General features: G+C 54.3%; 25 protein-coding genes and 1 other annotated feature. Of the genes, 17 read left to right on the forward strand and 8 right to left on the reverse strand.

Translation table 11 applies throughout. The features are described 5' to 3' along the window. The first annotated feature begins 424 nt into the window (after positions 1 to 424). From oppA to ACR809_RS10350, 6 genes are all read left to right on the forward strand, one after another. Complete coding sequence (oppA, locus tag ACR809_RS10325) at positions 425 to 2,059, forward strand: oligopeptide ABC transporter substrate-binding protein OppA (RefSeq protein WP_004148754.1); 1,635 nt, start codon at positions 425 to 427, stop codon at positions 2,057 to 2,059. 85 nt (positions 2,060 to 2,144) lie between these two features. Beyond that, positions 2,145 to 3,065 (forward strand): oligopeptide ABC transporter permease OppB, encoded by a 921-nt coding sequence (gene oppB, locus ACR809_RS10330; protein WP_002910089.1) that lies wholly within the window; start codon positions 2,145 to 2,147, stop codon positions 3,063 to 3,065. Positions 3,066 to 3,079: 14 nt separating this feature from the next. Next, positions 3,080 to 3,988: an oligopeptide ABC transporter permease OppC gene (oppC, locus tag ACR809_RS10335; protein WP_004145396.1), complete on the forward strand. Its 909-nt coding sequence runs from the start codon at positions 3,080 to 3,082 to the stop codon at positions 3,986 to 3,988. Positions 3,989 to 3,999: 11 nt separating this feature from the next. Next, positions 4,000 to 5,013 (forward strand): ABC transporter ATP-binding protein, encoded by a 1,014-nt coding sequence (locus ACR809_RS10340; protein WP_004151853.1) that lies wholly within the window; start codon positions 4,000 to 4,002, stop codon positions 5,011 to 5,013. Then, positions 5,010 to 6,014 carry a murein tripeptide/oligopeptide ABC transporter ATP-binding protein OppF gene (gene oppF / locus ACR809_RS10345; RefSeq protein ID WP_002910083.1) on the forward strand — a complete coding sequence of 335 codons (1,005 nt, stop codon included), beginning with the start codon at positions 5,010 to 5,012 and terminating at the stop codon, positions 6,012 to 6,014. Before ACR809_RS10340 ends, oppF begins: the two co-directional genes overlap by 4 nt. Before the next feature lie 55 nt (positions 6,015 to 6,069). After that, the gene (locus ACR809_RS10350) at positions 6,070 to 6,897 is read left to right on the forward strand and encodes an ion transporter (RefSeq protein WP_002910080.1); all 828 of its coding nucleotides are present in this window, start codon (positions 6,070 to 6,072) and stop codon (positions 6,895 to 6,897) included. 63 nt (positions 6,898 to 6,960) lie between these two features. Here ACR809_RS10350 and ACR809_RS10355 read toward each other — a convergent pair whose 3' ends face one another. Both ACR809_RS10355 and cls read right to left on the reverse strand, forming a co-directional pair. Then, complete coding sequence (locus ACR809_RS10355; RefSeq protein ID WP_002910079.1) at positions 6,961 to 7,290, reverse strand: HI1450 family dsDNA-mimic protein; 330 nt, start codon at positions 7,288 to 7,290, stop codon at positions 6,961 to 6,963. A 34-nt stretch (positions 7,291 to 7,324) separates the two neighbouring features. After that, on the reverse strand, positions 7,325 to 8,785 hold the full coding sequence (gene cls, locus ACR809_RS10360) for a cardiolipin synthase (RefSeq protein ID WP_002910077.1): 1,461 nt from the start codon (positions 8,783 to 8,785) through the stop codon (positions 7,325 to 7,327). A 143-nt stretch (positions 8,786 to 8,928) separates the two neighbouring features. On the opposite strand from cls, the gene ACR809_RS10365 reads away from it, so the two are divergent. Then, positions 8,929 to 9,102, forward strand: a complete 174-nt coding sequence (locus ACR809_RS10365) for a YciY family protein (RefSeq protein ID WP_004194006.1) — start codon at positions 8,929 to 8,931, stop codon at positions 9,100 to 9,102. Between the two features lie 485 nt (positions 9,103 to 9,587). Here ACR809_RS10365 and ACR809_RS10370 read toward each other — a convergent pair whose 3' ends face one another. From ACR809_RS10370 to ACR809_RS10380, 3 genes are all read right to left on the reverse strand, one after another. Next, positions 9,588 to 10,235, reverse strand: coding sequence for a YceI family protein (locus ACR809_RS10370; protein WP_020802658.1), 648 nt, complete (start codon positions 10,233 to 10,235; stop codon positions 9,588 to 9,590). 427 nt (positions 10,236 to 10,662) lie between these two features. Next, complete coding sequence (locus ACR809_RS10375; protein WP_014343182.1) at positions 10,663 to 10,803, reverse strand: hypothetical protein; 141 nt, start codon at positions 10,801 to 10,803, stop codon at positions 10,663 to 10,665. 112 nt (positions 10,804 to 10,915) lie between these two features. After that, positions 10,916 to 11,212, reverse strand: a complete 297-nt coding sequence (locus ACR809_RS10380) for a YciI family protein (RefSeq protein ID WP_002910042.1) — start codon at positions 11,210 to 11,212, stop codon at positions 10,916 to 10,918. A 210-nt stretch (positions 11,213 to 11,422) separates the two neighbouring features. Between ACR809_RS10380 and tonB the strand changes: the two genes are divergently transcribed. Then, positions 11,423 to 12,169, forward strand: coding sequence for a TonB system transport protein TonB (gene tonB / locus ACR809_RS10385; protein WP_004200270.1), 747 nt, complete (start codon positions 11,423 to 11,425; stop codon positions 12,167 to 12,169). 43 nt (positions 12,170 to 12,212) lie between these two features. Here tonB and ACR809_RS10390 read toward each other — a convergent pair whose 3' ends face one another. The 3 genes from ACR809_RS10390 to pfkB form a co-directional block, all read right to left on the reverse strand. Beyond that, on the reverse strand, positions 12,213 to 13,085 hold the full coding sequence (locus ACR809_RS10390) for a fructosamine kinase family protein (RefSeq protein WP_002910036.1): 873 nt from the start codon (positions 13,083 to 13,085) through the stop codon (positions 12,213 to 12,215). Positions 13,086 to 13,190: 105 nt separating this feature from the next. Continuing rightward, entirely contained in the window at positions 13,191 to 13,475 is a 285-nt protein-coding gene (gene ghoS / locus ACR809_RS10395; protein WP_002910033.1) for a type V toxin-antitoxin system endoribonuclease antitoxin GhoS, read from the reverse strand. A 94-nt stretch (positions 13,476 to 13,569) separates the two neighbouring features. Beyond that, positions 13,570 to 14,502, reverse strand: coding sequence for a 6-phosphofructokinase II (gene pfkB / locus ACR809_RS10400; protein WP_004145382.1), 933 nt, complete (start codon positions 14,500 to 14,502; stop codon positions 13,570 to 13,572). Positions 14,503 to 14,858: 356 nt separating this feature from the next. Between pfkB and ACR809_RS10405 the strand changes: the two genes are divergently transcribed. From ACR809_RS10405 to pheT, 9 genes are all read left to right on the forward strand, one after another. After that, complete coding sequence (locus ACR809_RS10405) at positions 14,859 to 15,617, forward strand: DUF481 domain-containing protein (RefSeq protein ID WP_002910030.1); 759 nt, start codon at positions 14,859 to 14,861, stop codon at positions 15,615 to 15,617. 271 nt (positions 15,618 to 15,888) lie between these two features. Beyond that, positions 15,889 to 16,122, forward strand: a complete 234-nt coding sequence (locus ACR809_RS10410; RefSeq protein ID WP_002910028.1) for a hypothetical protein — start codon at positions 15,889 to 15,891, stop codon at positions 16,120 to 16,122. A 432-nt stretch (positions 16,123 to 16,554) separates the two neighbouring features. Beyond that, complete coding sequence (thrS, locus tag ACR809_RS10415) at positions 16,555 to 18,483, forward strand: threonine--tRNA ligase (protein ID WP_002910026.1); 1,929 nt, start codon at positions 16,555 to 16,557, stop codon at positions 18,481 to 18,483. A 3-nt stretch (positions 18,484 to 18,486) separates the two neighbouring features. Further along, complete coding sequence (gene infC / locus ACR809_RS10420) at positions 18,487 to 19,029, forward strand: translation initiation factor IF-3 (protein WP_004189469.1); 543 nt, start codon at positions 18,487 to 18,489, stop codon at positions 19,027 to 19,029. Between the two features lie 92 nt (positions 19,030 to 19,121). Then, positions 19,122 to 19,319, forward strand: coding sequence for a 50S ribosomal protein L35 (gene rpmI / locus ACR809_RS10425; RefSeq protein WP_001124225.1), 198 nt, complete (start codon positions 19,122 to 19,124; stop codon positions 19,317 to 19,319). A 50-nt stretch (positions 19,320 to 19,369) separates the two neighbouring features. Further along, positions 19,370 to 19,726, forward strand: coding sequence for a 50S ribosomal protein L20 (rplT, locus tag ACR809_RS10430; RefSeq protein ID WP_000124850.1), 357 nt, complete (start codon positions 19,370 to 19,372; stop codon positions 19,724 to 19,726). Between the two features lie 118 nt (positions 19,727 to 19,844). Further along, positions 19,845 to 19,969: a sequence feature (Phe leader region), on the forward strand. Then, positions 19,850 to 19,894 (forward strand): pheST operon leader peptide PheM, encoded by a 45-nt coding sequence (gene pheM, locus ACR809_RS10435; protein WP_001386830.1) that lies wholly within the window; start codon positions 19,850 to 19,852, stop codon positions 19,892 to 19,894. Its footprint overlaps the feature before it by 45 nt. 63 nt (positions 19,970 to 20,032) lie before the next feature. Continuing rightward, positions 20,033 to 21,016, forward strand: coding sequence for a phenylalanine--tRNA ligase subunit alpha (pheS, locus tag ACR809_RS10440; RefSeq protein WP_004184569.1), 984 nt, complete (start codon positions 20,033 to 20,035; stop codon positions 21,014 to 21,016). A 15-nt stretch (positions 21,017 to 21,031) separates the two neighbouring features. Beyond that, positions 21,032 to 23,419 (forward strand): phenylalanine--tRNA ligase subunit beta, encoded by a 2,388-nt coding sequence (gene pheT / locus ACR809_RS10445; protein WP_122051221.1) that lies wholly within the window; start codon positions 21,032 to 21,034, stop codon positions 23,417 to 23,419.

Consider the following 23,419-nt stretch of genomic DNA (forward strand, 5'->3'; position numbering starts at 1 on the left):
GCGGTCGCTGCTCAGTATGCCGGCTGATGAAATTATCGTAATGCTCTGATAAATAATAATATTTTTACATCGACGTTTTATGGCAAACGCTTGTCACGCTGGCAAAACCGGCAATAAAAGAGAATTCGGTAACATATTTGCAAATTGCATTGGCGGAGGTGTTTACCTTTTGGTACTTTCCGCCGTTATCGTCTGCTGAATTATGTACGCAAATGAGAATTATTTTTAATTAACTCATTTCGCCAGAACGACCCTCCAGCGAGGGCAACGAATCGACGTTAAGACTGCCGTTCGAGCGGTCGTAATAAATAAGTCGGTGATAGCAATCTGCCAATCGCAAACTCCTGCGTTGGACAGAACCCGAAAACGGGAAAAACAGGCTGGTTAAAAAACCAGTAATTATAATGACTGGAGTTACAACACAATGACCATCATCACTAAAAAGCGTTTAATCGCCGCGGGAGTGCTATCCGCACTGATCGCCGGCAATATGGCAATGGCAGCGGATGTCCCGGCTGGTGTGCAGCTGGCAGAGAAGCAAACCCTGGTACGTAATAGCGGCGCCGAGCCGCAATCGCTGGACCCAAATAAAATCGAAGGGGTGCCAGAGGCCAATATTAGCCGCGACCTGTTCGAAGGTTTGCTGAATACTTCGCCGAAAGATGGCCACCCGATCCCTGGCGTGGCGGAGAGCTGGGATAATAAAGATTTTAAAGTCTGGACCTTCCATCTGCGTAAAGATGCAAAATGGTCTAACGGCGAGCCGGTTACCGCCCAGGACTTCGTATACAGCTGGCAGCGTCTGGTGGATCCGAAAACCGCGTCTCCTTATGCCAGCTATCCGCAATATGGTCATATCGTTAACGTCGACGAAATCATTGACGGCAAGAAAGCGCCGAGCGAGCTGGGCGTAAAAGCCATTGACGACCACACCCTGGAAGTCACCCTCAGCGAACCGGTACCCTATTTTTATAAACTGCTGGTTAACCCGGCGATGTCTCCCGTCTACAAACCGGCCATCGAAAAATTTGGCGAAAAGTGGACGCAGCCTGGCAATATCGTTACCAACGGCGCGTATACTCTGAAAGACTGGGTGGTCAACGAGCGGATCGTGATGGAGCGTAACCCGCACTATTGGGATAATGCTAAAACCGTCATTAACACCGTTACCTGGCTGCCGACCTCTTCCGAAGTGACCTATGTTAACCGCTACCGCAGCGGTGAACTGGACATGACTTATAACCAGCTGCCGATCGAACTCTTCCAGAAGCTGAAAAAAGAGATCCCCAACGAGCTGCACGTTGACCCCTATCTGTGTACCTATTATTACGAAATCAACAACCAGAAGGCCCCGTTCACCGACGTGCGCGTGCGTACCGCGCTGAAGCTGGGTCTGGATCGCGATATTATTGCTAATAAGGTTAAAGGACAGGGCGATCTGCCGGCCTACGGCTACACCCCACCGTATACCGATGGCGCGAAGCTGAGCGAGCCGGAATGGTTTACCTGGTCGCAGGAAAAACGCAACGAAGAAGCGAAAAAACTGCTGGCCGAAGCCGGCTATAGCGCCGATAAACCGTTGACCTTCAACCTGCTGTATAACACCTCTGATTTGCACAAGAAGCTGGCGATTGCCGCCGCCTCGCTGTGGCGTAAAAACCTGGGCATTGACGTGAAGCTGGTCAACCAGGAGTGGAAAACGTTCCTCGATACCCGTCATCAGGGCACCTATGACGTGGCGCGTGCGGGCTGGTGCGCCGACTATAACGAGCCAACTTCTTTCCTGAACACCATGCTCTCTGACAGTTCAATGAACACCGCGCACTATAAGAGCCCGGCGTTCGACAAGATTATGGCTGAATCCGTAAAAGCATCCGATGAAGCGCAGCGCACGGCGGCCTATGCGAAAGCAGAGCAGCAGCTGGACAAAGACAGCGCGATCGTACCGGTCTATTACTACGTTAACGCCCGCCTGGTGAAACCGTGGGTCGGTGGCTATACCGGTAAAGACCCGATGGATAACGTCTATACCAAAGACCTCTACGTTATCAAACATTAATGGCAATACGTGGGGCGGGTCTCGGCTCGCTCCATCGTGTCTTATTTGAGAGCAGTGCAAAGGCACACGCCAGAAGGTACGGGCAATGTTAAAATTTATCTTACGTCGCTGTCTGGAAGCGATTCCGACGCTATTTATTCTTATCACCATCTCATTCTTCATGATGCGTCTGGCGCCGGGAAGTCCTTTTACCGGGGAACGCACGCTACCGCCGGAAGTCATGGCGAATATTGAAGCAAAATACCATTTAAACGACCCTATCATGACGCAGTACTTCAATTATCTGAAGCAGCTGGCGCATGGCGATTTTGGTCCCTCTTTTAAATACAAAGATTATTCCGTCAACGATCTGGTGGCCGCCAGCTTCCCGGTTTCAGCGAAACTTGGCTTCGCCGCCTTTTTACTGGCGGTGGTGATCGGCGTTGCCGCCGGGGTGATAGCCGCCCTGAAGCAAAATACCCGCTGGGACTACGCGGTGATGGGGGTAGCCATGACCGGCGTGGTTATTCCGAGCTTTGTGGTCGCGCCGCTGCTGGTGATGATCTTTGCCATTACCCTGCACTGGCTGCCGGGCGGCGGCTGGAACGGCGGGGCGCTGAAATTTATGATCCTGCCGATGGTGGCGCTTTCCCTGGCCTATATCGCCAGCATCGCGCGTATTACTCGCGGCTCAATGATTGAAGTGCTGCACTCTAACTTTATCCGCACCGCGCGGGCGAAGGGGCTGCCGATGCGTCGCATTATTCTGCGCCATGCGCTGAAGCCGGCGCTGCTGCCGGTGCTCTCCTATATGGGGCCAGCTTTCGTGGGCATCATCACCGGCTCAATGGTCATTGAAACCATTTACGGCCTGCCGGGGATCGGCCAGCTGTTCGTTAACGGGGCGCTTAACCGCGACTACTCGCTGGTGCTCAGCCTGACGATCCTCGTTGGCGCCCTGACTATCCTGTTCAACGCCATCGTTGACGTGCTGTACGCCGTTATCGATCCGAAGATTCGCTACTGAAGCCGGAGTTCGCCATGATGTTAAGTAAGAAAAATAGCGAGGCGCTGGAAAACTTCAGTGAGAAGCTGGAAGTGGAGGGGCGTAGCCTCTGGCAGGATGCGCGTCGTCGCTTTATGCATAACCGCGCCGCGGTGACCAGCCTGATTATGCTGGTGCTTATTGCGCTGTTCGTTACCTTCGCGCCGATGGTATCGTCGTTCTCCTACTTCGATACCGACTGGGGCATGATGTCCAATGCTCCGGATATGGCCTCCGGCCACTACTTCGGAACCGACTCCTCCGGGCGCGATCTGCTGGTGCGCGTAGCGATCGGCGGGCGCATTTCGCTGATGGTCGGGGTGGCGGCGGCGCTGGTGGCGGTGATCCTCGGCACGCTGTACGGTTCGCTCTCCGGTTATCTCGGCGGCAAAGTGGATTCGGTGATGATGCGTCTGCTGGAGATCCTCAACTCCTTCCCGTTTATGTTCTTCGTCATCCTGCTGGTGACCTTTTTTGGTCAGAATATCCTGCTGATCTTTGTCGCCATCGGTATGGTGTCCTGGCTGGATATGGCGCGTATCGTGCGCGGGCAGACGCTGAGCCTGAAGCGCAAAGAGTTTATCGAAGCCGCGCAGGTCGGCGGGGTCTCGACGGCGAGCATCGTGCTGCGCCATATCGTCCCCAACGTGCTGGGGGTGGTGGTGGTGTATGCCTCGCTGCTGGTCCCCAGCATGATCCTCTTCGAATCCTTCCTCAGTTTCCTGGGACTGGGGACGCAGGAGCCGCTCAGCAGCTGGGGGGCATTGCTCAGCGATGGCGCCAACTCAATGGAAGTTTCGCCCTGGCTACTGTTGTTCCCGGCGGGTTTCCTGGTGGTGACCCTGTTCTGTTTCAACTTTATCGGCGATGGTCTGCGTGATGCCCTCGACCCGAAAGACCGCTAAGGAGCGCTGCCATGACCATGATTGAAACGGCAAAAGCGCCGCAAGCGCAGAGCCACAGCGGACTACTGCTGGACGTGAAAGATCTTCGCGTCACCTTTAAAACGCCGGATGGCGACGTCACCGCCGTCAATGATCTGAACTTCACCCTGCAGGCGGGCGAGACGCTCGGCATTGTGGGCGAATCCGGCTCCGGTAAATCGCAAACCGCCTTCGCCCTGATGGGACTGCTGGCGGCCAACGGTCGCATCGGGGGTTCCGCCACCTTTAACGGTCGGCAAATCCTCAATTTGCCCGAGCGTGAGCTGAACAAACTGCGCGCTGAACAAATCTCAATGATTTTCCAGGATCCGATGACCTCTCTTAACCCCTATATGCGGGTGGGCGAGCAGTTAATGGAAGTCCTGATGCTGCATAAAGGGCTGAGTAAAGCCGAAGCGTTTGAAGAGTCGGTGAAGATGCTCGACGCGGTAAAAATGCCGGAAGCGCGTAAGCGCATGAAAATGTTCCCGCACGAGTTCTCCGGGGGCATGCGTCAGCGCGTGATGATAGCCATGGCGCTGCTGTGCCGGCCCCGGCTGCTGATTGCGGATGAACCGACCACTGCCCTGGACGTTACCGTGCAGGCGCAGATCATGACGCTGTTGAATGAGCTTAAACGCGAATTCAACACGGCCATTATCATGATCACCCACGACCTTGGGGTGGTGGCAGGGATCTGCGATAAAGTGCTGGTGATGTACGCCGGGCGCACCATGGAGTACGGTCAGGCGCGCGATGTCTTCTATCAACCGTCGCACCCATATTCTATTGGGCTGTTGAATGCGGTTCCACGTCTGGATGCGGAAGGCGATGCGTTGTTGACCATTCCCGGCAACCCACCGAACCTGCTGCGATTGCCAAAAGGCTGTCCATTCCAGCCGCGTTGCCCGCATGCCATGGAGCAGTGCAGCAGCGCGCCGCCGCTGGAATCGTTCGCGCCAGGCCGCCTGCGCGCCTGCTTTAAACCGGTGGGGGATCTGCTATGAACGCCGTAACTGAACAACGAAAAGTCCTGCTCGAAATTGCCGACCTGAAGGTGCACTTCGATATCAAAGATGGCAAGCAGTGGTTCTGGCAGCCGTCGAAAACGCTGAAAGCGGTGGATGGCGTGACGCTGCGCCTATACGAGGGGGAAACCCTCGGTGTGGTAGGGGAGTCGGGCTGCGGCAAATCGACCTTCGCCCGCGCCATTATTGGTCTGGTGAAAGCGACCGATGGCAAAGTGGCCTGGCTGGGTAAAGATCTGCTGGGCATGAAGCAGGAAGAGTGGCGCGACGTGCGCAGCGATATCCAGATGATCTTCCAGGATCCGCTGGCCTCGCTGAACCCGCGCATGACCATCGGAGAAATTATCGCCGAACCGCTGCGTACCTATCATCCGAAGATGCCCCGTCAGGAAGTGCGCGATCGCGTTAAAGCGATGATGATGAAAGTTGGGTTACTGCCCAACCTGATCAACCGCTATCCGCACGAGTTCTCCGGCGGTCAGTGTCAGCGTATCGGCATCGCGCGGGCGCTGATCCTTGAGCCAAAGCTGATTATCTGCGATGAGCCGGTCTCCGCGCTTGACGTGTCGATTCAGGCGCAGGTCGTCAACCTGCTGCAGCAACTGCAGCGTGAGATGGGGCTATCGCTGATATTTATCGCTCACGATCTGGCGGTGGTTAAGCATATCTCCGATCGGGTTCTGGTAATGTATCTGGGCCATGCGGTGGAGCTGGGGACCTACGACGAGGTGTACCATAATCCGCTGCATCCCTATACCAAAGCGCTGATGTCGGCGGTGCCGATCCCCGATCCTGATCTCGAGAAAACGAAAACTATCCAACTGCTGGAAGGCGAATTACCCTCGCCGATTAATCCGCCCTCAGGCTGCGTATTCCGCACCCGCTGTCCGCTTGCCGGACCGGAGTGCGCCAAAACCCGCCCGGTGCTGGAAGGCAGTTTCCGCCATGCGGTTTCCTGCCTTAAGGTAGACCCGTTATAATCTCAGGGGCTGACGCAGGTCAGCCCTTTTTTTTTGCGAGGTTAACGAAGTGGGTATGCTTTCTGCCGCTCGTCTGCGGCTTTATCATTTACTTTTCGATCAGAACCGACGTTCCGGCCGCCGCTTTGAAGGGCTGTGCGGACTTTTCGCCCTGCTCAGCGTACTGGTGATATTTATCGAGTCGGGACTGGGCACGCAATATCACCTGACATTAGATGAATGGCATATTTTCGTCTGGCTGGAGCTGCTGGTGACCGCGGTCTTTACCCTGGAATACCTGCTGCGTATCGCTACCTGGCCCAATCCGCTCCACTATATTTTCAGCTTTTGGGGGCTGATTGACCTGGCGACGATTTTACCGCTGTATGTGATGTGGCTATGGCCGGAAATTAGCCTCAATTATGTATTCGCCTGGCGGGCAATGCGGGCGATCCGCGCGCTGCGTATTCTCAAACTACTGCGCTTTATGCCTTCGCTCAACGTGTTCTGGCGAGCGATTGTCAGCGCGCGCCATCAGCTGATCCTGTTTTATTCGTTTATCGCCATTGTGATGGTGATTTTCGGCTCGTTAATGTATCTGATTGAGGGGCCGGAATACGGCTTTACCACGCTTAACGCCTCGGTCTATTGGGCCATCGTGACCATCACCACCGTCGGCTACGGAGACATCACGCCGCACACGCCGTTGGGTCGCATCCTGGCCTCCATTCTTATCCTGATCGGCTACTCCATTATTGCCATACCGACCGGACTTATCACCACGCATATGACCAGCGCCCTGAATCGTCGACGACAGCAGCGCCTGTGTCCGCAGTGTCAGCAGGGCGACCATGACGATAACGCCCGTTTCTGCCATGCCTGCGGTCATGCCTTGCCGAAGTAAGCTGGCGACGTAAAAAAAGCCTGCCGGGAGTACCGCGGCAGGCTTTTTACTGGATGTTAAAGGTTATTCACGCCACAGAATATGGCACAGCTTATGATCTTTCTCGCGGCACAGCAGAACGCGGGCGAAGATATCATTGATTTCCCCGCCGTCGGTATCCGCCAGACCAATCACCACTTCGGCGAAGAAATCCGGGTTGAGATCGTAATCCACATGCTCTTCCCAGTCTGCCGAAGGGTCGAACAGTTCGGCGCCGCCGCGCTCCTCAAACTGCAGGTTAAACAGAATGATGTCCGCCGGGTCGAGATTGTCGGCCGCCAGTTCGAGGAAGATATCGTAAGCCTGCTCGAGCGTTTCGTCTTCGGTCAGGCGGTTGTTTAAATCCATATCCATGATTGCTACTCATTCGGTATCTGATGGGCACGTTTTACAGCAACGGGCTGAAGAAGTAAAACAGTCGCTCGGCGATCCGCTGCCACAGCGGACGTTTTAACCAGAGACGGGCATCCAGCAGGCGCGAGCGCGAGATATAATCATCCTGAACCGCCGCCAGATCGCTGCCGAAACCGGCGTCATCGATGACCAGGGTAATCTCGAAGTTGAGCCACAGGCTGCGCATATCCAGGTTGACGGTCCCCACAAGACTTAGCTCGCCATCGACCAGCACGCTCTTGGTATGCAACAGTCCGCCCTCAAACTGATAGATTTTGACCCCGGCCGCCAGCAGCTCGGTGAAGAAGGCCCGGCTGGCCCAGCCTACCAGCAGCGAATCGTTCTTGCGCGGTAAAATAATGCTCACGTCAACGCCGCGCTGGGCGGCGGTACAGATCGCATGCAGCAGGTCGTCGCTGGGTACGAAGTAGGGGGTGGTCATGATCAGATGCTCTTTCGCCGCATAGGCGGCGGTGAGGAGAGCCTGATGAATCAGATCTTCCGGAAAGCCCGGTCCGGAGGCGATCGTGTGAATAGTATGTCCGCTGGCCTCTTCGAACGGCATGATATTGACGTCCGGCGGCGGCGGCAGAATGCGCTTGCCGGTCTCTATTTCCCAGTCGCAGGAGTAGACGATGCCCATCGAGGTCGCCACCGGGCCTTCCATTCGCGCCATTAGATCAATCCACTGTCCGACTCCTGAGTCCTGTTTAAAGTAGCGCGGATCGACCATATTCATGCTGCCGGTGTAGGCGATATAGTTATCGATCATCACCATTTTACGATGCTGACGCAGGTCCATCCGGCGCAGGAACACGCGCATCAGGTTAACCTTAAGAGCTTCGACGACTTCAATACCGGCGTTACGCATCATCGCCGCCCATGGGCTGCGGAAAAAGGCCACGCTGCCCGCGGAGTCGAGCATTAGCCGACAGTGAACCCCGCGGCGAGCGGCGGCCATCAGCGATTCAGCGACGCTGTCGGCCATGCCGCCGGGCTGCCAGATATAAAAGACCATCTCTATGTTGTGACGGGCCAGCTGAATATCGCGGATCAGGGCCTGCATCACGTCGTCAGATTCCGTCAGCAGCTGTAGCTGGTTGCCTTTTACGCCGCCAATGCCCTGACGCCGTTCGCACAGCTTGAACAGGGATTCGGCCACCGGGCTGTTATCTTCCGCGAAGATATGTTTGCAGGCTTTGAGGTCGTTTAGCCACTTGGCCGTCGAGGGCCACATCGCCCTGGCGCGCTCGGCCCGACGCTTGCCGAGATGCAGCTCGCCAAAGGAGAGATAGGCGATAATCCCCACCAGCGGCAGGATATAAATGATCAGCAACCATGCCATGGCGGACGGGACAGCGCGGCGTTTCATTAGAATTCGTAATGTTACACCGGCGATCAACAGCCAGTACCCCAGAATGACCAGCCAGTTCACCACCGTGTAAAAGGTTGTCATAGATGTAAAATCCTTTTGAATGACGATATGTGATGAGTTTACGCATCAGTATTTTTCTGGCAAATAAAAACGCAGCGAAAGCGGTAGTCAGTTGCTGGCAGAGGTTTATAATGGGGGCTGTTTTCACTCGTAGAGTCGTTGCAATGAAGCGTAGTAGAACGGAAGTAGGGCGCTGGCGCATGCTGAGACAGGTGAATCGCCGTAAAGCGCGCTGGCTGGAAGCCCAATCGCGCCGCAATATGCGGATCCTCGCTATCAGGAAGGGACTGGTGAAACGGCAGCGTCATGCCCTGCTGTTTATCTTCCCTGACAGCTAAGCGAGCAGGCAAACGGCACCGTACGCGGTGCCGTTGTCGTTTTCTCTCTGCGCTAAATTCCCGTTGCACATCTCCATAGGGCAATGATGGTTTTTCATGCTGCTATGCGACGACAAAACAGAGCTCCCGCCTCAGTGAAAGAGAGATGCTACGCCTGGCTTGTAATGACGGACGACAAGATCCAGAGCCAAGTCGTTTGCGGCGCGACAGGAATTAACCGTCAGATAGCATTTATTGCCGCTCAGGAAGGGCATGGCGTTGTTAAATGCTTAATGATATGACCGGCCAGCTGCGGTAACCAGGCGGGAACTGAGGGAATGAGAAAACAGACTCAGACAGGCAAGGGGGTTATTAAGCGGTCCAGCGCGTTGAAGCTCAATGAACCGACCGATCCTGACCATGAATAATCTGAGCCTGTTATATTATCCAGAGAGGCCATGCAATAAGCATCCTGAATAAAACGCAATCGTTGCGCCAGCTTTTACTTATTTTGCATAGGCTTCCGTGGATAACGTGATGGTGACGTTATCACTTACCGCCGGCACATATTTATCAAGCTTAAAGTCTGAACGTTTTATCACCCCGGTGGCATCAAATCCAATGGCCTCTTTTTTCACCATTGGGTGCATATCCTGCTTATTCAGGACGGCATGCAGGACCACCGGTTTGGTGATGCCTTTAATAGTCAAATTACCTTCCACATCATATTTATTGTCGCCTTTGCTTTCCACTTTGGTACTCTGGAAAGTGGCGTCGGGAAACGTTTTAACATCAAAATACTCTTTGCCTAAAAACTCATCCGTTAACGCCTTGACGTGAGTGTCAATGGTTTTCACTGGCAGCGTGACGTTCACCGAGGATTTCTCCGGATTCTCTTTATCAAAGGCCAGTTTCCCTGAAACATCAGAGATATAGGCGGTAGGGTTTGAGAAGCCGAAATGGTTCCAGGAGATCACAACCGAGGTATGCTGTGGATCAAGACTGTATTCCTTAGCCGCGGCTTGCGACACAGGAATATATAAGGCAAGTACAGAAAGCAATGCGGTTTTTTTCAGGGTATTCACACAATAATCCTCAAAATCGGCAGGTACATAAATGTTAGCCCAAAAAAATACAGGGCTTATTGAAAACATTTGTTATTCCCTTTCAAATTTTTTAATCAAGCAGTGATGCCCCTACTATCACTCTGCGTGAAGTTTACGCAACGAAATTAATAGGCTTTAAAAATGATGCTCAGCAACTTAACGCTGGCAGCGTAGTTAATATCCCTTTATGCCTGCCAGGTAAACCTTTGTCTACAGGGGGGTTATTTCCACGTGCTTTCAAGCAGCTACGGTCCTGAATATAGCAAGATGGGCTACGTTCGGTTCCGCGGCATCCGCAGTGGATGCCCAATAATATTTTTTTCGGGCTTTCATATCTGTCGTTAAGCAACTATCTTTCAGTTATTTTTTTCATTCTATTGCACTGTGGATTTATAGGGCTATATCAGGATGTGCTGACATTAAATGCAAGCGCTAAATAACAACGCGATCCTCCCTAACAGCCTTACACAAGGTATTAGTAATTCACTATCACGCGCGGCGTCGATGTTTTGTCAGCATTTTCCATTGCCGAAAAAAGCGAGGCGATGGTCGATGATGGGGTAGCAGGAGAAAGTGCGTGCTCATCTTCCAGGCTTCTCAGGCGGATAACAGTCAACGCTTTCGCGAGGTTAAAAAGGGCGACACTTCAATGTCGTGTACCAAAATGCGCCCTTCATTCTGATGACCTGGGTGTTTTTGTGGTTAGCCAGAAAAAGGAAAGGGTATTTTCAAAAAACCTTCTTATACGGCTTAACTGAGACCTGGCGGTAAACCCCGGCGGCGATATACGGATCGTCATTAGCCCAGGCCTGGGCCGCTTCCAGCGATTCAAACTCGGCAATCACCGTTGAGCCGCTGAATCCTGCTGCGCCCGGTTCGTTACTGTCAACGGCCGGCATTGGCCCGGCGGTAAGCAGTCGGCCTTCATCGTGTAAGAGTTGTAAACGCGCGAGATGCGCGGGGCGAACCGACAGCCGCTTTTCCAGAGAATCGGCGATATCTTCAGCGTAGATAACGTAAAGCACGGCAAAGCTCCTTATCAATAATCAGGCGAATTACGTTAAGTTAAACAGCGATGGACTGCAATGCAAAGATGCGCTCTGGAGTGGAAAGCACTGCCGACGCAGCTTTTTTCTGCAAATGGCGGCAAAAATTGACTCAGGTTAAGACGCCTTATTGAATATGATTGCTATTTGCATTTAAAATCGGAGCATCATTTTTCAACAGAAACGACTATGAGCGCAATGACCCTTGATTTACCTCGCCGCTTTCCGTGGCCAACGCTGCTGTCCGTGGCTATCCACGGTGCCGTTGTGGCGGGGCTGCTTTATACCTCGGTACATCAGGTTATTGAACAGCCTTCTCCGACGCAGCCGATAGAGATCACAATGGTGGCGCCGGCCGATCTTGAGCCGCCTCCGGCGGCGCAGCCTGTCGTGGAGCCCGTTGTTGAACCCGAACCTGAGCCGGAGCCAGAGGTAGCGCCTGAACCGCCGAAAGAGGCGCCGGTGGTGATCCATAAACCGGAACCTAAGCCGAAGCCCAAACCTAAACCCAAGCCTAAGCCGGAGAAAAAGGTTGAACAGCCGAAGCGGGAAGTGAAGCCGGCAGCAGAGCCGCGTCCGGCCTCGCCGTTTGAAAACAACAATACGGCGCCGGCGCGTACAGCGCCAAGTACCTCGACCGCAGCGGCTAAACCCACCGTTACTGCTCCGAGCGGCCCGCGGGCGATCAGCCGCGTTCAGCCGTCCTATCCGCCGCGCGCTCAGGCGCTGCGCATTGAAGGGACGGTACGGGTGAAGTTTGACGTTTCGCCTGATGGCCGCATTGATAATCTGCAGATCCTCTCTGCTCAGCCGGCGAATATGTTCGAACGCGAGGTGAAAAGCGCGATGCGCAGATGGCGTTATGAGCAGGGAAGACCGGGTACCGGCGTAACGATGACCATCAAATTCCGCCTGAACGGCGTCGAGATTAACTGATAAAACGCTGCGGCGGACCGGCAAGGTCCGCCGTGAAGCTTGTTTAACGCATTTTCTCCATCAATACATCATCCAGCGCCTGCTGGGCCGTTACCAGGTGCTGGCCGCCAAACAAAATCGCTCTGTTCAGCAGAGTATAAAGCTGATAAATCGGCTGACGATCGAGAAAACCCGACGGCAGAGGCGAAACGGACTGATAGCCGTCATAGATTTGCGGGGGCTGTTCCGGATGCATCGGCAGCATGGCTAAATCGCACTCGCGGTCGCCCCAGTAGCAGGCGGGATCGAATATATAGGGGCCATCCGGCCCTAAGGCGCAGTTGCCGGACCACAGATCCCCGTGCAGCAGCGAAGGCTGCGGCTGATGGTTGGCCAGTCGCTGCTGTACCATATCGACTAAGGTATCGATATCGCCAAAGTGCAATCCCTTCTCCGCCGCGAGCTCCAGCTGCCAGCCGATACGCTGCTCGGCAAAAAAAACCGACCAGCGACGCTGCCAGGCGTTGGGCTGCGGCGTGGTGGAAAGATCGTTATCAAAATCCAGACCGAACTGCGGCTGATCGCTCCACTGATGGAGGTGGGCTAGCTGCTGGCCAAGCAGAAACGCATTGTGCGCATCCAGCGGACGGGGAGGGAGGTACTCCATGACCACGAAGCTATAGTCGCGATCGCTGCCGACGGCAAAGACCTGCGGTACGCGAACGGTTTTGCTTCGCGACAGCAGCTCCAGCTGATCGGACTCGGCGGTGAAGATAGGCAGAAGTTCCCGTTCGTCGCATTTCACGAAGTAATCTTTCCCGCCGAAGCGTAAATGCCAGGCGGAATGGATCTCTCCACCGGGCAGCTCGGTTTTCAGTTCGATTTCAGCGTCTTCGGTATGCCAATCGCGTAAAAGAGTACTGATTGCTTGCCACATGCTGTCTCTCCCCATGTTTTCCACCATATCATAAGGTTAGCGCATTACTACCGGGTAAACCTGGAACTGACGCACAACTGACGCTTTCCGTTGCGCTAAACGCACTTATTGAGCTTTTAACCACTCGGCGAATGTGGCCACAGCGATTTCCGCCGGGCGGCCAAGGGCCGCTTCCGCCAGGCCAGCGCTGAGGGCCTTAACTTCCTCGGCCGTCTGGCCGCTCAGCAGGCCGAAGGTGTTGGTACCCAGCTCATGGGGCGTGCCCTCTTCATCATTGAGCGTCAGTACAAACCCGGCACGGGTAAAATGGTTGCTGACCTCATTGATCTCCGTCAGCGCCTGTTCATGGAAGGTCACGCTGACGACCCAGGCGGTAATCTCATTACTCATCTCTACACCCCGTTGTTATGCATGGCCTTTCCAGCATAGACCATCCTGCTTATATTGTGATTCCCCTCCGCCGGCGCGGAGGGGGCAGGGAAGATCAACGCCCGCAGAGATAATCATAGATTTTTTGCGTATTGGCCCGCGAGCAGAGGCGGGTGCCCTGGTTGATGGTCGCGGCGCTACCGGCGGCGACGCCAAAGCGTACCATGTCTTCAAGGCTGGCGTTTTCCGCCAGACGCAAGGTCATGGCGCCCACCATGCTGTCGCCAGCCCCGACGGTGCTCTGGCTTTTCATCGGTGGAGGCACTACCTGAACGCTGCCGCTGGCGTCCACGCCTAATGCCCCCTGCGGACCCAGGGAGACCACCACCCGGCGCACTTTACCGGACTGGATCAACGACTGAGCGGCAAGGCGCACGTCATCGGGTTGGCTGAGATCGCGCTGCACGAGGGCGCTAAGCTCTTTCTGGTTCGGTTTCACCAGCTCAATATTGCCGACGTCCAGCGCGGCGGCCAGCGCATCGCCGGAACTGTCAATGATGCAGCGCAGTCCCTGCTGTTGCGCATTTTTCACCAGCTGCATCAGGTTATCGACGCTAATACCTGGCGGCAGGCTGCCGCTGACCACCAGCAGAGAGCCGGGTTCGATAGTCAGAACCTTCTCTTCCAGACGGCGGAATTCATCGTCCGTCAGTGCCGCGCCGGGCATAACGAAGCGATACTGTTCGCCGCTGGCGGCCACGTGGACGTGCAGGTTTTGCCGCGTCCAGTCGCGGGTTTCGACGGTCTCGACCGGCACCTGCTCATCGGCCAGCAGGGCGGCAAGATGCTCGCCGGTAGCGCCACCGACCGGGAAAATGGCGGTGGCTTTGCCGCCGAGAAAGGTCACGGCGCGGGCCACATTGATCCCGCCGCCGCCAGGTTCAAATACCGGCGCGCTGCAGCGAAGTTTGCCTTCCGGGTAGATCTGTGGGGTTTGCGTGGCGCTATCCAGCGAGGGGGCCAGCGTGAGCGTGTAAATTTTGGTCATTCCTTCTCCTCCTTAATACGGCGACTGTCGTTAATTTAAGCATGGCACGATGACTCGGGGAGGGAAAGTCCAGTTCCTGACAGTTTTGCAAAGATGCCTCTATTTTCATTATGAAATAAAGATTGTTTCCGGAGCTGTCTTATTCAAAAAACGAAAGAGTAAGTGATTGCTATGTTATTCGTGCTTTTTTATAATTTGCTACCTTTCTTAGGACCTGCACTCCGCGATCCTCGCGAAAGTTTCCGGGACCCTCAGGTCTCTTTTATGTTGTACGGACGCTAAATTCAATGAGCCGGCGAGATTATGCCTGTTCATCATTTGTACTGTCCTAAAAAAATGTATTTTAGAGAGTTATAATGAAGCTTTTAAAGACAGTACCCGCAGCGGTTATGCTGGCGGGGGGGCTTTTTGCGTCTGTTGGCGCAATGGCCGATGATTCTGTATTTACCGTCATGGATGACCCTTCCGCTGCCAAAAAACCGTTCGAAGGGGTGGTTAACGCAGGCTACCTGGCGCAGTCCGGCAACACCAAGAGCTCTTCGATGACGGCGGATTCCACCCTGACCTGGTATGGTAATACCACCGCCTGGTCGCTGTGGGGCAACGCCAGCAACACGTCGTCCAATGATGAGCGATCCTCAGAAAAATATGCTGTCGGCGGACGTAGCCGCTACAACCTGACCGATATGAACTATGTTTTTGGTCAGGGTAGCTGGCTAACTGACCGCTACAACGGCTATCAACAGCGCGATGTTGTGACGGCGGGCTATGGTCGTCAGATCCTCAACGGGCCGGTGCACAGTCTGCGGTTTGAATTCGGTCCTGGCGTTCGCTATGACGAATATACCGACGGGGATACTGATACCCAGCCGCTGGGTTATGCTTCGGGTACATGGGCCTGGCAGATGACCGATAACGCCAAATTTTCGCAAGGGGTATCGGTGTTCGGCGCCGAGGACACTACGGTCAACTCAGAGAGCGCGTTAAACGTGGCGATTAACGCCCATTTCGCCCTGAAGGTCGCCTACAACGTGACCTGGAACTCTGAGCCGCCTGCGTCCGCGCCGGAGCATACCGATCGCCGGACCTCGCTCTCCCTCGGGTATAAGATGTAATATTTCAGGCCGGGTTTTCCCCGGCCTGTTCGTTTTGGTTTTAGCAATTAGTGATATTATTTTTTCTGGCCGTTCGTTTTACTTTTTGTAAAAAGGAAATAGCCCTCCATTTTTTCTCCATTATTCACGGGCGCCTGACAAATATTCATTCTATTTGACACAAATAGCTAAATATTCGACGGACAAATATGTGATCTGGATCTATACTAACAAGCACTGACCGGAGGGCGATATTGCCCGGTCTGTTTTCCGTAATAAGAGAATAAACATCATGAAAAACAATCGATATACCATCGCAGCCCTGGCGCTGTGCGTGCTTTCTTTTGGCGCATCAGCCGCCACGCCCGTTCCGCCATCGGGTCATCAGGATCATACCCAGGTAGGTATCGCCAAAGCCTCTGACGTTGAGGCTGGTTCGAATATTGCGCCCGGCGCCCCTACCACCGGAAAATCCATGAACGACGCCTTTAATGTGCATACGCTGGTGGCCGGCGAGTGGTCTTAATATTGCAGGCTATCGTTTCGCGAGCGGTCTAATAAGCCGGGTTAAGTGGTACCGGTTTAATGGCCCGCGGTATACATTCAGCAGGTAATATCTCTACCTCTCTTTTATCATGTCCGAATAATATCGTCCGGCGCCATTGGCCAATATTACCGCGCCACATCGCTTATATTCTGCTTTTTTATCCGTGGCCCTCTTGTTTTCTCCGCATTCCGCCATCATTTATGCTGTCGCGGCTTTAATCACGTACCAATGATGTGTAAACTACTCCCCGGTGTTATCAGCAGGCGGTTGCAGGGGGGAGCGATCGTTCCGGTCGTGCTCCTATTTTCGCAGAGTGAAGCGGGAACTGCGCCTTAACCTGATGATAATTATGATTATATAGTTTTGTATGTGCTCTTTCGTGCGGGGCACCACTGCAAATAAGGACATAAAATGCCTGTAATTACGCTTCCTGATGGCAGCCAACGCCATTTTGACCACGCAGTTAGTCCGATGGATGTCGCGCTGGATATCGGTCCAGGCCTGGCGAAAGCCACCATTGCCGGGCGGGTAAACGGTGAACTGGTAGACGCCTGTGACCCGATCGAATCCGATTCCACTCTCTCTATCATCACCGCGAAAGATGAAGAAGGGCTGGAGATCATTCGTCACTCCTGCGCGCACCTGTTAGGCCATGCCATCAAACAGCTGTGGCCCAACACCAAAATGGCTATCGGTCCGGTTGTCGATAATGGTTTCTACTATGACGTAGACCTCGACCATACCCTGACCCAGGAAGATATCGACGCGCTCGAAAAACGTATGCATGAGCTCGCCGAGAAAAACTACGACGTTATCAAGAAGAAAGTGAGCTGGCATGAAGCGCGTGAAACCTTCGTGAAACGCGGCGAAAGCTATAAAGTTTCTATTCTTGATGAAAACATTGCCCATGATGACAAGCCTGGCCTGTATCATCATGAAGAATATATCGATATGTGCCGCGGTCCGCACGTACCGAACATGCGCTTCTGCCATCACTTTAAGCTGATGAAAACCGCCGGAGCCTACTGGCGCGGCGACAGCAACAATAAAATGTTGCAGCGTATCTACGGCACCGCGTGGGCAGATAAAAAAGCGCTGAATGCCTACCTGCAGCGTCTGGAAGAAGCCGCCAAGCGTGACCACCGTAAAATCGGTAAGCAGCTCGACCTGTATCACATGCAGGAAGAGGCGCCGGGGATGGTGTTCTGGCACAATGACGGCTGGACCATCTTCCGTGAACTGGAAACGTTTGTTCGTTCTAAACTGAAAGAGTACCAGTATCAGGAAGTAAAAGGTCCGTTCATGATGGACCGTGTGCTGTGGGAAAAAACCGGCCACTGGGACAACTACAAAGATGCGATGTTCACCACCTCTTCTGAGAACCGTGAATACTGTATCAAGCCGATGAACTGCCCGGGTCACGTGCAGATCTTCAACCAGGGGCTGAAATCCTACCGCGACCTGCCGCTGCGTATGGCGGAATTCGGTAGCTGCCACCGTAACGAACCGTCTGGCGCGCTGCATGGTCTGATGCGCGTTCGCGGCTTTACCCAGGATGATGCGCATATCTTCTGTACTGAAGATCAGGTTCGCGATGAAGTGAACGCCTGTATTCGTATGGTCTACGATATGTATAGCACCTTTGGCTTCGAGAAGATCGTCGTCAAACTGTCGACTCGCCCGGAAAAACGTATCGGTAGCGACGAGACCTGGGATCGCGCGGAAGCGGATCTGGCGGTGGCGCTGGAAGAAAATAACATCCCATTTGAATATCAACTGGGTGAAGGGGCGTTCTACGGCCCGAAAATTGAATTTACCCTGTATGACTGCCTCGATCGTGCATGGCAGTGCGGTACCGTACAGCTGGACTTCTCTCTGCCGCAGCGTTTAAGCGCCTCCTATGTGGGCGAAAACAACGAGCGTCAGGTGCCGGTCATGATTCACCGTGCGATTCTCGGTTCTCTGGAGCGCTTCATTGGCATCCTGACCGAAGAGTTCGCAGGCTTCTTCCCAACCTGGATTGCACCAGTGCAGGTAGTGGTCATGAATATTACCGATTCTCAGGCTGAATACGTTAACGAATTGACGCGTAAACTACAAAATGCGGGCATTCGTGTAAAAGCAGACTTGAGAAATGAGAAGATTGGCTTTAAAATCCGCGAGCACACTTTACGTCGTGTCCCGTATATGTTGGTCTGTGGCGACAAAGAAGTCGAAGCCGGCAAAGTGGCCGTGCGCACCCGTCGCGGGAAAGACCTCGGCAGCATGGACGTAAATGAAGTGATCGAGAAGCTGCAACAAGAGATTCGCAGCCGCAGTCTTCAACAACTGGAGGAATAAGGTATTAAAGGCGGAAAACGAGTTCAAACGGCACGTCCGAATCGTATTAATGGCGAGATTCGCGCCCAGGAAGTTCGCTTAACAGGTCTGGAAGGTGAGCAGCTGGGAATTGTGAGTCTGAGAGAAGCTATCGAAAAGGCTGAAGAGGCTGGAGTAGATTTAGTTGAAATCAGCCCTAACGCCGAGCCGCCAGTTTGTCGTATCATGGACTACGGCAAGTTCCTTTATGAAAAGAGTAAGTCTTCTAAGGAACAGAAGAAGAAGCAGAAAGTTATCCAGGTTAAGGAAATTAAATTCCGCCCTGGTACTGATGAAGGTGACTATCAGGTAAAACTCCGCAGCCTGATTCGCTTTCTCGAAGATGGCGATAAGGCCAAGATCACGCTGCGTTTCCGCGGTCGTGAGATGGCCCACCAGCAGATCGGTATGGAAGTGCTTAACCGCGTGAAAGACGATCTGGTTGAACTGGCAGTAGTCGAATCCTTCCCAACGAAGATCGAAGGCCGCCAGATGATCATGGTGCTCGCTCCTAAGAAGAAACAGTAAGGCCATCAAGAAACATTTCCGGTGGGCTTCGGCTCACTGGTTTTGTTCGCCTTTGTTTCGTTTATTAACAATGCGAAGTGGAAGTTATTAAAATGCCAAAAATTAAGACCGTACGCGGTGCTGCTAAGCGCTTCAAAAAAACCGGTAAAGGTGGTTTTAAGCACAAGCACGCTAACCTGCGTCACATTCTGACTAAAAAAGCTACCAAGCGTAAACGTCACCTGCGTCCGAAAGCCATGGTTTCCAAAGGCGATCTGGGCCTGGTTATCGCGTGCCTGCCGTACGCATAAGTCGTTAACGTTTAACTTTTTTAACTTAGAATAGATACAGGAGAGCACACATGGCTCGCGTAAAACGTGGTGTAATTGCACGTGCACGTCACAAGAAAATTTTGAAACAAGCTAAAGGCTACTACGGTGCGCGTTCTCGCGTATACCGCGTTGCCTTCCAGGCTGTTATCAAAGCTGGTCAGTACGCTTACCGTGACCGTCGTCAACGTAAACGTCAGTTCCGTCAACTGTGGATTGCACGTATCAACGCAGCAGCACGTCAGAACGGTATTTCTTACAGCAAATTCATCAATGGCCTGAAAAAAGCCTCTGTTGAAATCGACCGTAAGATCCTGGCTGACATCGCTGTATTCGACAAAGTAGCGTTCACCGCTCTGGTCGAAAAAGCGAAAGCAGCTCTGGCATAAGCCAGTTGAAAGAGGGAGCTTGTCTCCCTCTTTTCGTTTCAACACCATCAATACATTGACTTTTATCGGCGCAGGCTTTTCAATACAGCTCTGACGTTTCTTACCAGACAAGGTAATGCAAGCATGAATGCTGCTATTTTCCGCTTCTTTTTTTACTTTAGCACCTGAACTCAGGGGGCTTGCGCGTGAAAGAAGAAACGGAAAACAGCGCCAGAAAGCCTCCCCTGTGGAGGCTTTTTTCGTATATGGATTCGGAATATTAATTTCACTATAACCGGTGTCTGCACCGACATAATGAGGAAAACCATGTCACATCTCGCAGAGCTGGTTGCCAGTGCCAAGGCAGCCATTAACGAGGCATCAGATGTTGCTGCGCTGGACAACGTCCGCGTGGAATACCTGGGTAAAAAAGGGCATCTGACCCTGCAAATGACCACCCTGCGTGAGCTGCCGCCGGAAGAGCGTCCGGCAGCCGGTGCGGTCATCAACGAGGCGAAAGAGCAGGTGCAGCAGGCGCTGAACGCGCGTAAAGCTGAACTGGAAGGCGCAGCGCTGAATGCGCGTCTGGCCGCAGAGACCATTGACGTCTCGCTGCCGGGTCGCCGCATTGAAAACGGCGGCCTGCATCCGGTTACTCGCACCATCGACCGTATTGAAAGTTTCTTCGGTGAGCTCGGCTTTACCGTGGCGACGGGCCCGGAAATCGAAGACGATTACCACAACTTCGATGCGCTGAATATTCCGGGTCACCATCCGGCGCGCGCTGACCACGACACTTTCTGGTTCGATGCCACTCGCCTGCTGCGTACGCAGACCTCCGGCGTGCAGATCCGCACCATGGAAAAGCAGCAGCCGCCTATCCGTATTATCGCGCCGGGCCGCGTCTATCGTAACGACTACGATCAGACCCACACCCCGATGTTCCATCAGATGGAAGGTCTGATCGTTGATAAAAATATCAGCTTCACCAACCTGAAAGGGACGCTGCACGACTTCCTGAACAACTTCTTTGAAGAAGATCTGCAGGTCCGCTTCCGTCCGTCCTACTTCCCGTTCACCGAACCGTCTGCGGAAGTTGACGTAATGGGTAAAAACGGCAAATGGCTGGAAGTGCTGGGCTGCGGGATGGTGCACCCGAACGTGCTGCGTAACGTGGGTATCGATCCGGAAGTCTACTCCGGCTTCGCCTTCGGCATGGGCATGGAGCGTCTGACCATGCTGCGCTATGGCGTCACCGATCTGCGCGCGTTCTTCGAAAACGATCTGCGTTTCCTCAAACAGTTTAAATAAGGGCAGGACAGAACAATGAAATTCAGTGAACTGTGGTTACGCGAATGGGTTAACCCGGCGATCGACAGCGAAGCGCTTTCCGATCAGATCACCATGGCGGGCCTCGAAGTAGATGGCGTTGAGCCGGTCGCCGGCAGCTTCAACGGCGTCGTTGTCGGGGAAGTGGTGGAGTGCGGTCAGCACCCGAACGCCGACAAACTGCGCGTCACCAAAGTCAACGTCGGCGGCGAACGCCTGCTGGACATCGTCTGCGGCGCGCCAAACTGCCGTCAGGGGCTAAAGGTCGCGGTAGCCACCATCGGCGCCGTGCTGCCGGGCGATTTCAAAATCAAGGCCGCGAAGCTGCGCGGCGAGCCGTCTGAGGGGATGCTGTGCTCCTTCTCCGAGCTGGGTATTTCCGACGACCATAGCGGTATCATCGAGCTGCCGGCAGATGCGCCCATCGGCACCGATATTCGCGAATACCTCAAGCTTGACGATAACACCATCGAAATCAGCGTCACGCCAAACCGCGCCGACTGCCTGGGCATCATTGGCGTGGCGCGCGATGTCGCTGTCCTGAACAAAGCGCCGCTGAACGCGCCGGAAATCACGCCGGTTGCCGCGACGATTGACGACGTGCTGCCGATTCAGGTTGACGCGCCGCAGGCTTGCCCGCGCTATCTGGGGCGCGTGGTGAAAGGTATCAACGTCAAAGCGCCGACGCCGCTGTGGATGAAAGAGAAGCTGCGCCGCTGCGGGATCCGCTCCATCGACGCGGTGGTTGACGTGACCAACTATGTGCTGCTTGAGCTGGGCCAGCCGATGCACGCCTTTGACCGCGACCGTATTGAAGGCGGGATCGTGGTGCGCATGGCGAAAGAAGGGGAAACCCTGGTCCTGCTCGATGGCTCTGAAGCAAAGCTCGACAGCGACACGCTGGTCATTGCAGACCATAACAAAGCGCTGGCGATGGGGGGGATCTTCGGCGGGGAACACTCCGGCGTTAACGACGAAACCCAGAACGTGCTGCTGGAATGCGCGTTCTTCAGCCCGCTGTCCATTACCGGCCGCGCGCGCCGTCATGGCCTGCACACCGATGCCTCTCACCGCTATGAGCGCGGCGTCGATCCGGCCCTGCAGTATAAAGCGCTGGAGCGTGCAACCCGTCTGCTGATCGACCTCTGCGGCGGTGAAGCCGGCCCGGTCATTGACGTTACCAGCAAAGAGAATCTACCAACACGCGCCACCATTACGCTGCGTCGCAGCAAGCTGGATCGCCTGATTGGCCACCATATCGCTGACGCGCAGGTCACCGACATTCTGCAGCGCCTCGGCTGCGAAGTGACGGTTGGCGAGGGCGAATGGCAGGCGGTTGCGCCGAGCTGGCGTTTCGACATGGAGATCGAAGAAGATCTGGTTGAAGAAGTGGCTCGCGTTTACGGCTACAACAACATTCCTGACGAGCCGGTGCAGGCGGGTCTGATCATGGGAACCCACCGCGAAGCGGACCTGTCGCTGAAGCGCGTGAAAACGCTGCTGAACGACAAAGGCTATCAGGAAGTGATCACCTACAGCTTCGTCGACCCGAAAGTCCAGCAGCTGATCCACGCCGGGGAAGAGGCGCTGATCCTGCCAAGCCCGATCTCCAGCGAAATGTCGGCGATGCGCCTGTCGCTGTGGACCGGCCTGCTGGGCACCGTGGTCTACAACCAGAACCGTCAGCAGAGCCGGGTGCGCATCTTTGAGAGCGGCCTGCGCTTTGTGCCGGACACCAATGCGCCGCTGGGCATTCGTCAGGATGTGATGCTGGCCGGGGCGATCTGCGGCAACCGCTACGAAGAGCACTGGGCACTGGCGAAAGAGACGGTCGATTTCTATGATCTGAAAGGCGATCTGGAAGCCGTTCTGGATTTAACCGGAAAATTGGCGGATATCGAATTCCGTGCTGAAGCGACCACCGCGCTGCATCCGGGACAATCCGCAGCGATTTATCTTAAAGGTGAACGCATTGGTTTCATTGGGGTTGTTCATCCTGAGCTGGAACGTAAACTGGATCTGAACGGTCGCACTCTGGTGTTCGAACTGGAGTGGAACAAGCTCGCAGACCGCGTGGTGCCTCAGGCGCGCGATATTTCCCGCTTCCCGGCGAACCGTCGCGACATCGCGGTGCTGGTCGCGGAAAACGTGGCTGCCGCCGATGTTTTAGCCGAATGTAAGAAAGTTGGCGTAAATCAGGTAGTTGGCGTAAACTTATTTGACGTGTACCGTGGTAAGGGTGTGGCGGAAGGGTATAAGAGCCTTGCGATTAGCCTGATCCTGCAGGATACCAGCCGTACACTCGAAGAAGAGGAGATTGCCGCTACCGTTGCCAGATGTGTAGAGGCATTAAAAGAGCGATTCCAGGCATCATTGAGGGATTGA

It is taken from the genome of Klebsiella sp. CD33, from assembly GCF_051992865.1.
Lineage (GTDB): Bacteria > Pseudomonadota > Gammaproteobacteria > Enterobacterales > Enterobacteriaceae > Klebsiella > Klebsiella pneumoniae.

What these genes read in the sequence shown, in the direction of transcription:
- oppF (WP_002910083.1), top strand. Translation starts at nt 5,010, where the DNA reads ATGAACGCCGTAACTGAACAACGAAAAGTCCTGCTCGAAATTGCCGAC.
- ACR809_RS10405 (WP_002910030.1), top strand. Translation starts at nt 14,859, where the DNA reads ATGAAGCTTTTAAAGACAGTACCCGCAGCGGTTATGCTGGCGGGGGGG.
- pfkB (WP_004145382.1), bottom strand. Translation starts at nt 14,502, where the DNA reads ATGACCAAAATTTACACGCTCACGCTGGCCCCCTCGCTGGATAGCGCC.
- pheS (WP_004184569.1), top strand. Translation starts at nt 20,033, where the DNA reads ATGTCACATCTCGCAGAGCTGGTTGCCAGTGCCAAGGCAGCCATTAAC.
- cls (WP_002910077.1), bottom strand. Translation starts at nt 8,785, where the DNA reads ATGACAACCTTTTACACGGTGGTGAACTGGCTGGTCATTCTGGGGTAC.
- ACR809_RS10370 (WP_020802658.1), bottom strand. Translation starts at nt 10,235, where the DNA reads ATGTTTTCAATAAGCCCTGTATTTTTTTGGGCTAACATTTATGTACCT.
- ACR809_RS10350 (WP_002910080.1), top strand. Translation starts at nt 6,070, where the DNA reads ATGCTTTCTGCCGCTCGTCTGCGGCTTTATCATTTACTTTTCGATCAG.
- ACR809_RS10355 (WP_002910079.1), bottom strand. Translation starts at nt 7,290, where the DNA reads ATGGATATGGATTTAAACAACCGCCTGACCGAAGACGAAACGCTCGAG.
- ACR809_RS10365 (WP_004194006.1), top strand. Translation starts at nt 8,929, where the DNA reads ATGAAGCGTAGTAGAACGGAAGTAGGGCGCTGGCGCATGCTGAGACAG.
- pheT (WP_122051221.1), top strand. Translation starts at nt 21,032, where the DNA reads ATGAAATTCAGTGAACTGTGGTTACGCGAATGGGTTAACCCGGCGATC.
- tonB (WP_004200270.1), top strand. Translation starts at nt 11,423, where the DNA reads ATGAGCGCAATGACCCTTGATTTACCTCGCCGCTTTCCGTGGCCAACG.
- oppB (WP_002910089.1), top strand. Translation starts at nt 2,145, where the DNA reads ATGTTAAAATTTATCTTACGTCGCTGTCTGGAAGCGATTCCGACGCTA.
- thrS (WP_002910026.1), top strand. Translation starts at nt 16,555, where the DNA reads ATGCCTGTAATTACGCTTCCTGATGGCAGCCAACGCCATTTTGACCAC.
- ACR809_RS10340 (WP_004151853.1), top strand. Translation starts at nt 4,000, where the DNA reads ATGACCATGATTGAAACGGCAAAAGCGCCGCAAGCGCAGAGCCACAGC.
- rplT (WP_000124850.1), top strand. Translation starts at nt 19,370, where the DNA reads ATGGCTCGCGTAAAACGTGGTGTAATTGCACGTGCACGTCACAAGAAA.
- ghoS (WP_002910033.1), bottom strand. Translation starts at nt 13,475, where the DNA reads ATGAGTAATGAGATTACCGCCTGGGTCGTCAGCGTGACCTTCCATGAA.
- rpmI (WP_001124225.1), top strand. Translation starts at nt 19,122, where the DNA reads ATGCCAAAAATTAAGACCGTACGCGGTGCTGCTAAGCGCTTCAAAAAA.
- oppA (WP_004148754.1), top strand. Translation starts at nt 425, where the DNA reads ATGACCATCATCACTAAAAAGCGTTTAATCGCCGCGGGAGTGCTATCC.
- ACR809_RS10410 (WP_002910028.1), top strand. Translation starts at nt 15,889, where the DNA reads ATGAAAAACAATCGATATACCATCGCAGCCCTGGCGCTGTGCGTGCTT.
- oppC (WP_004145396.1), top strand. Translation starts at nt 3,080, where the DNA reads ATGATGTTAAGTAAGAAAAATAGCGAGGCGCTGGAAAACTTCAGTGAG.
- ACR809_RS10390 (WP_002910036.1), bottom strand. Translation starts at nt 13,085, where the DNA reads ATGTGGCAAGCAATCAGTACTCTTTTACGCGATTGGCATACCGAAGAC.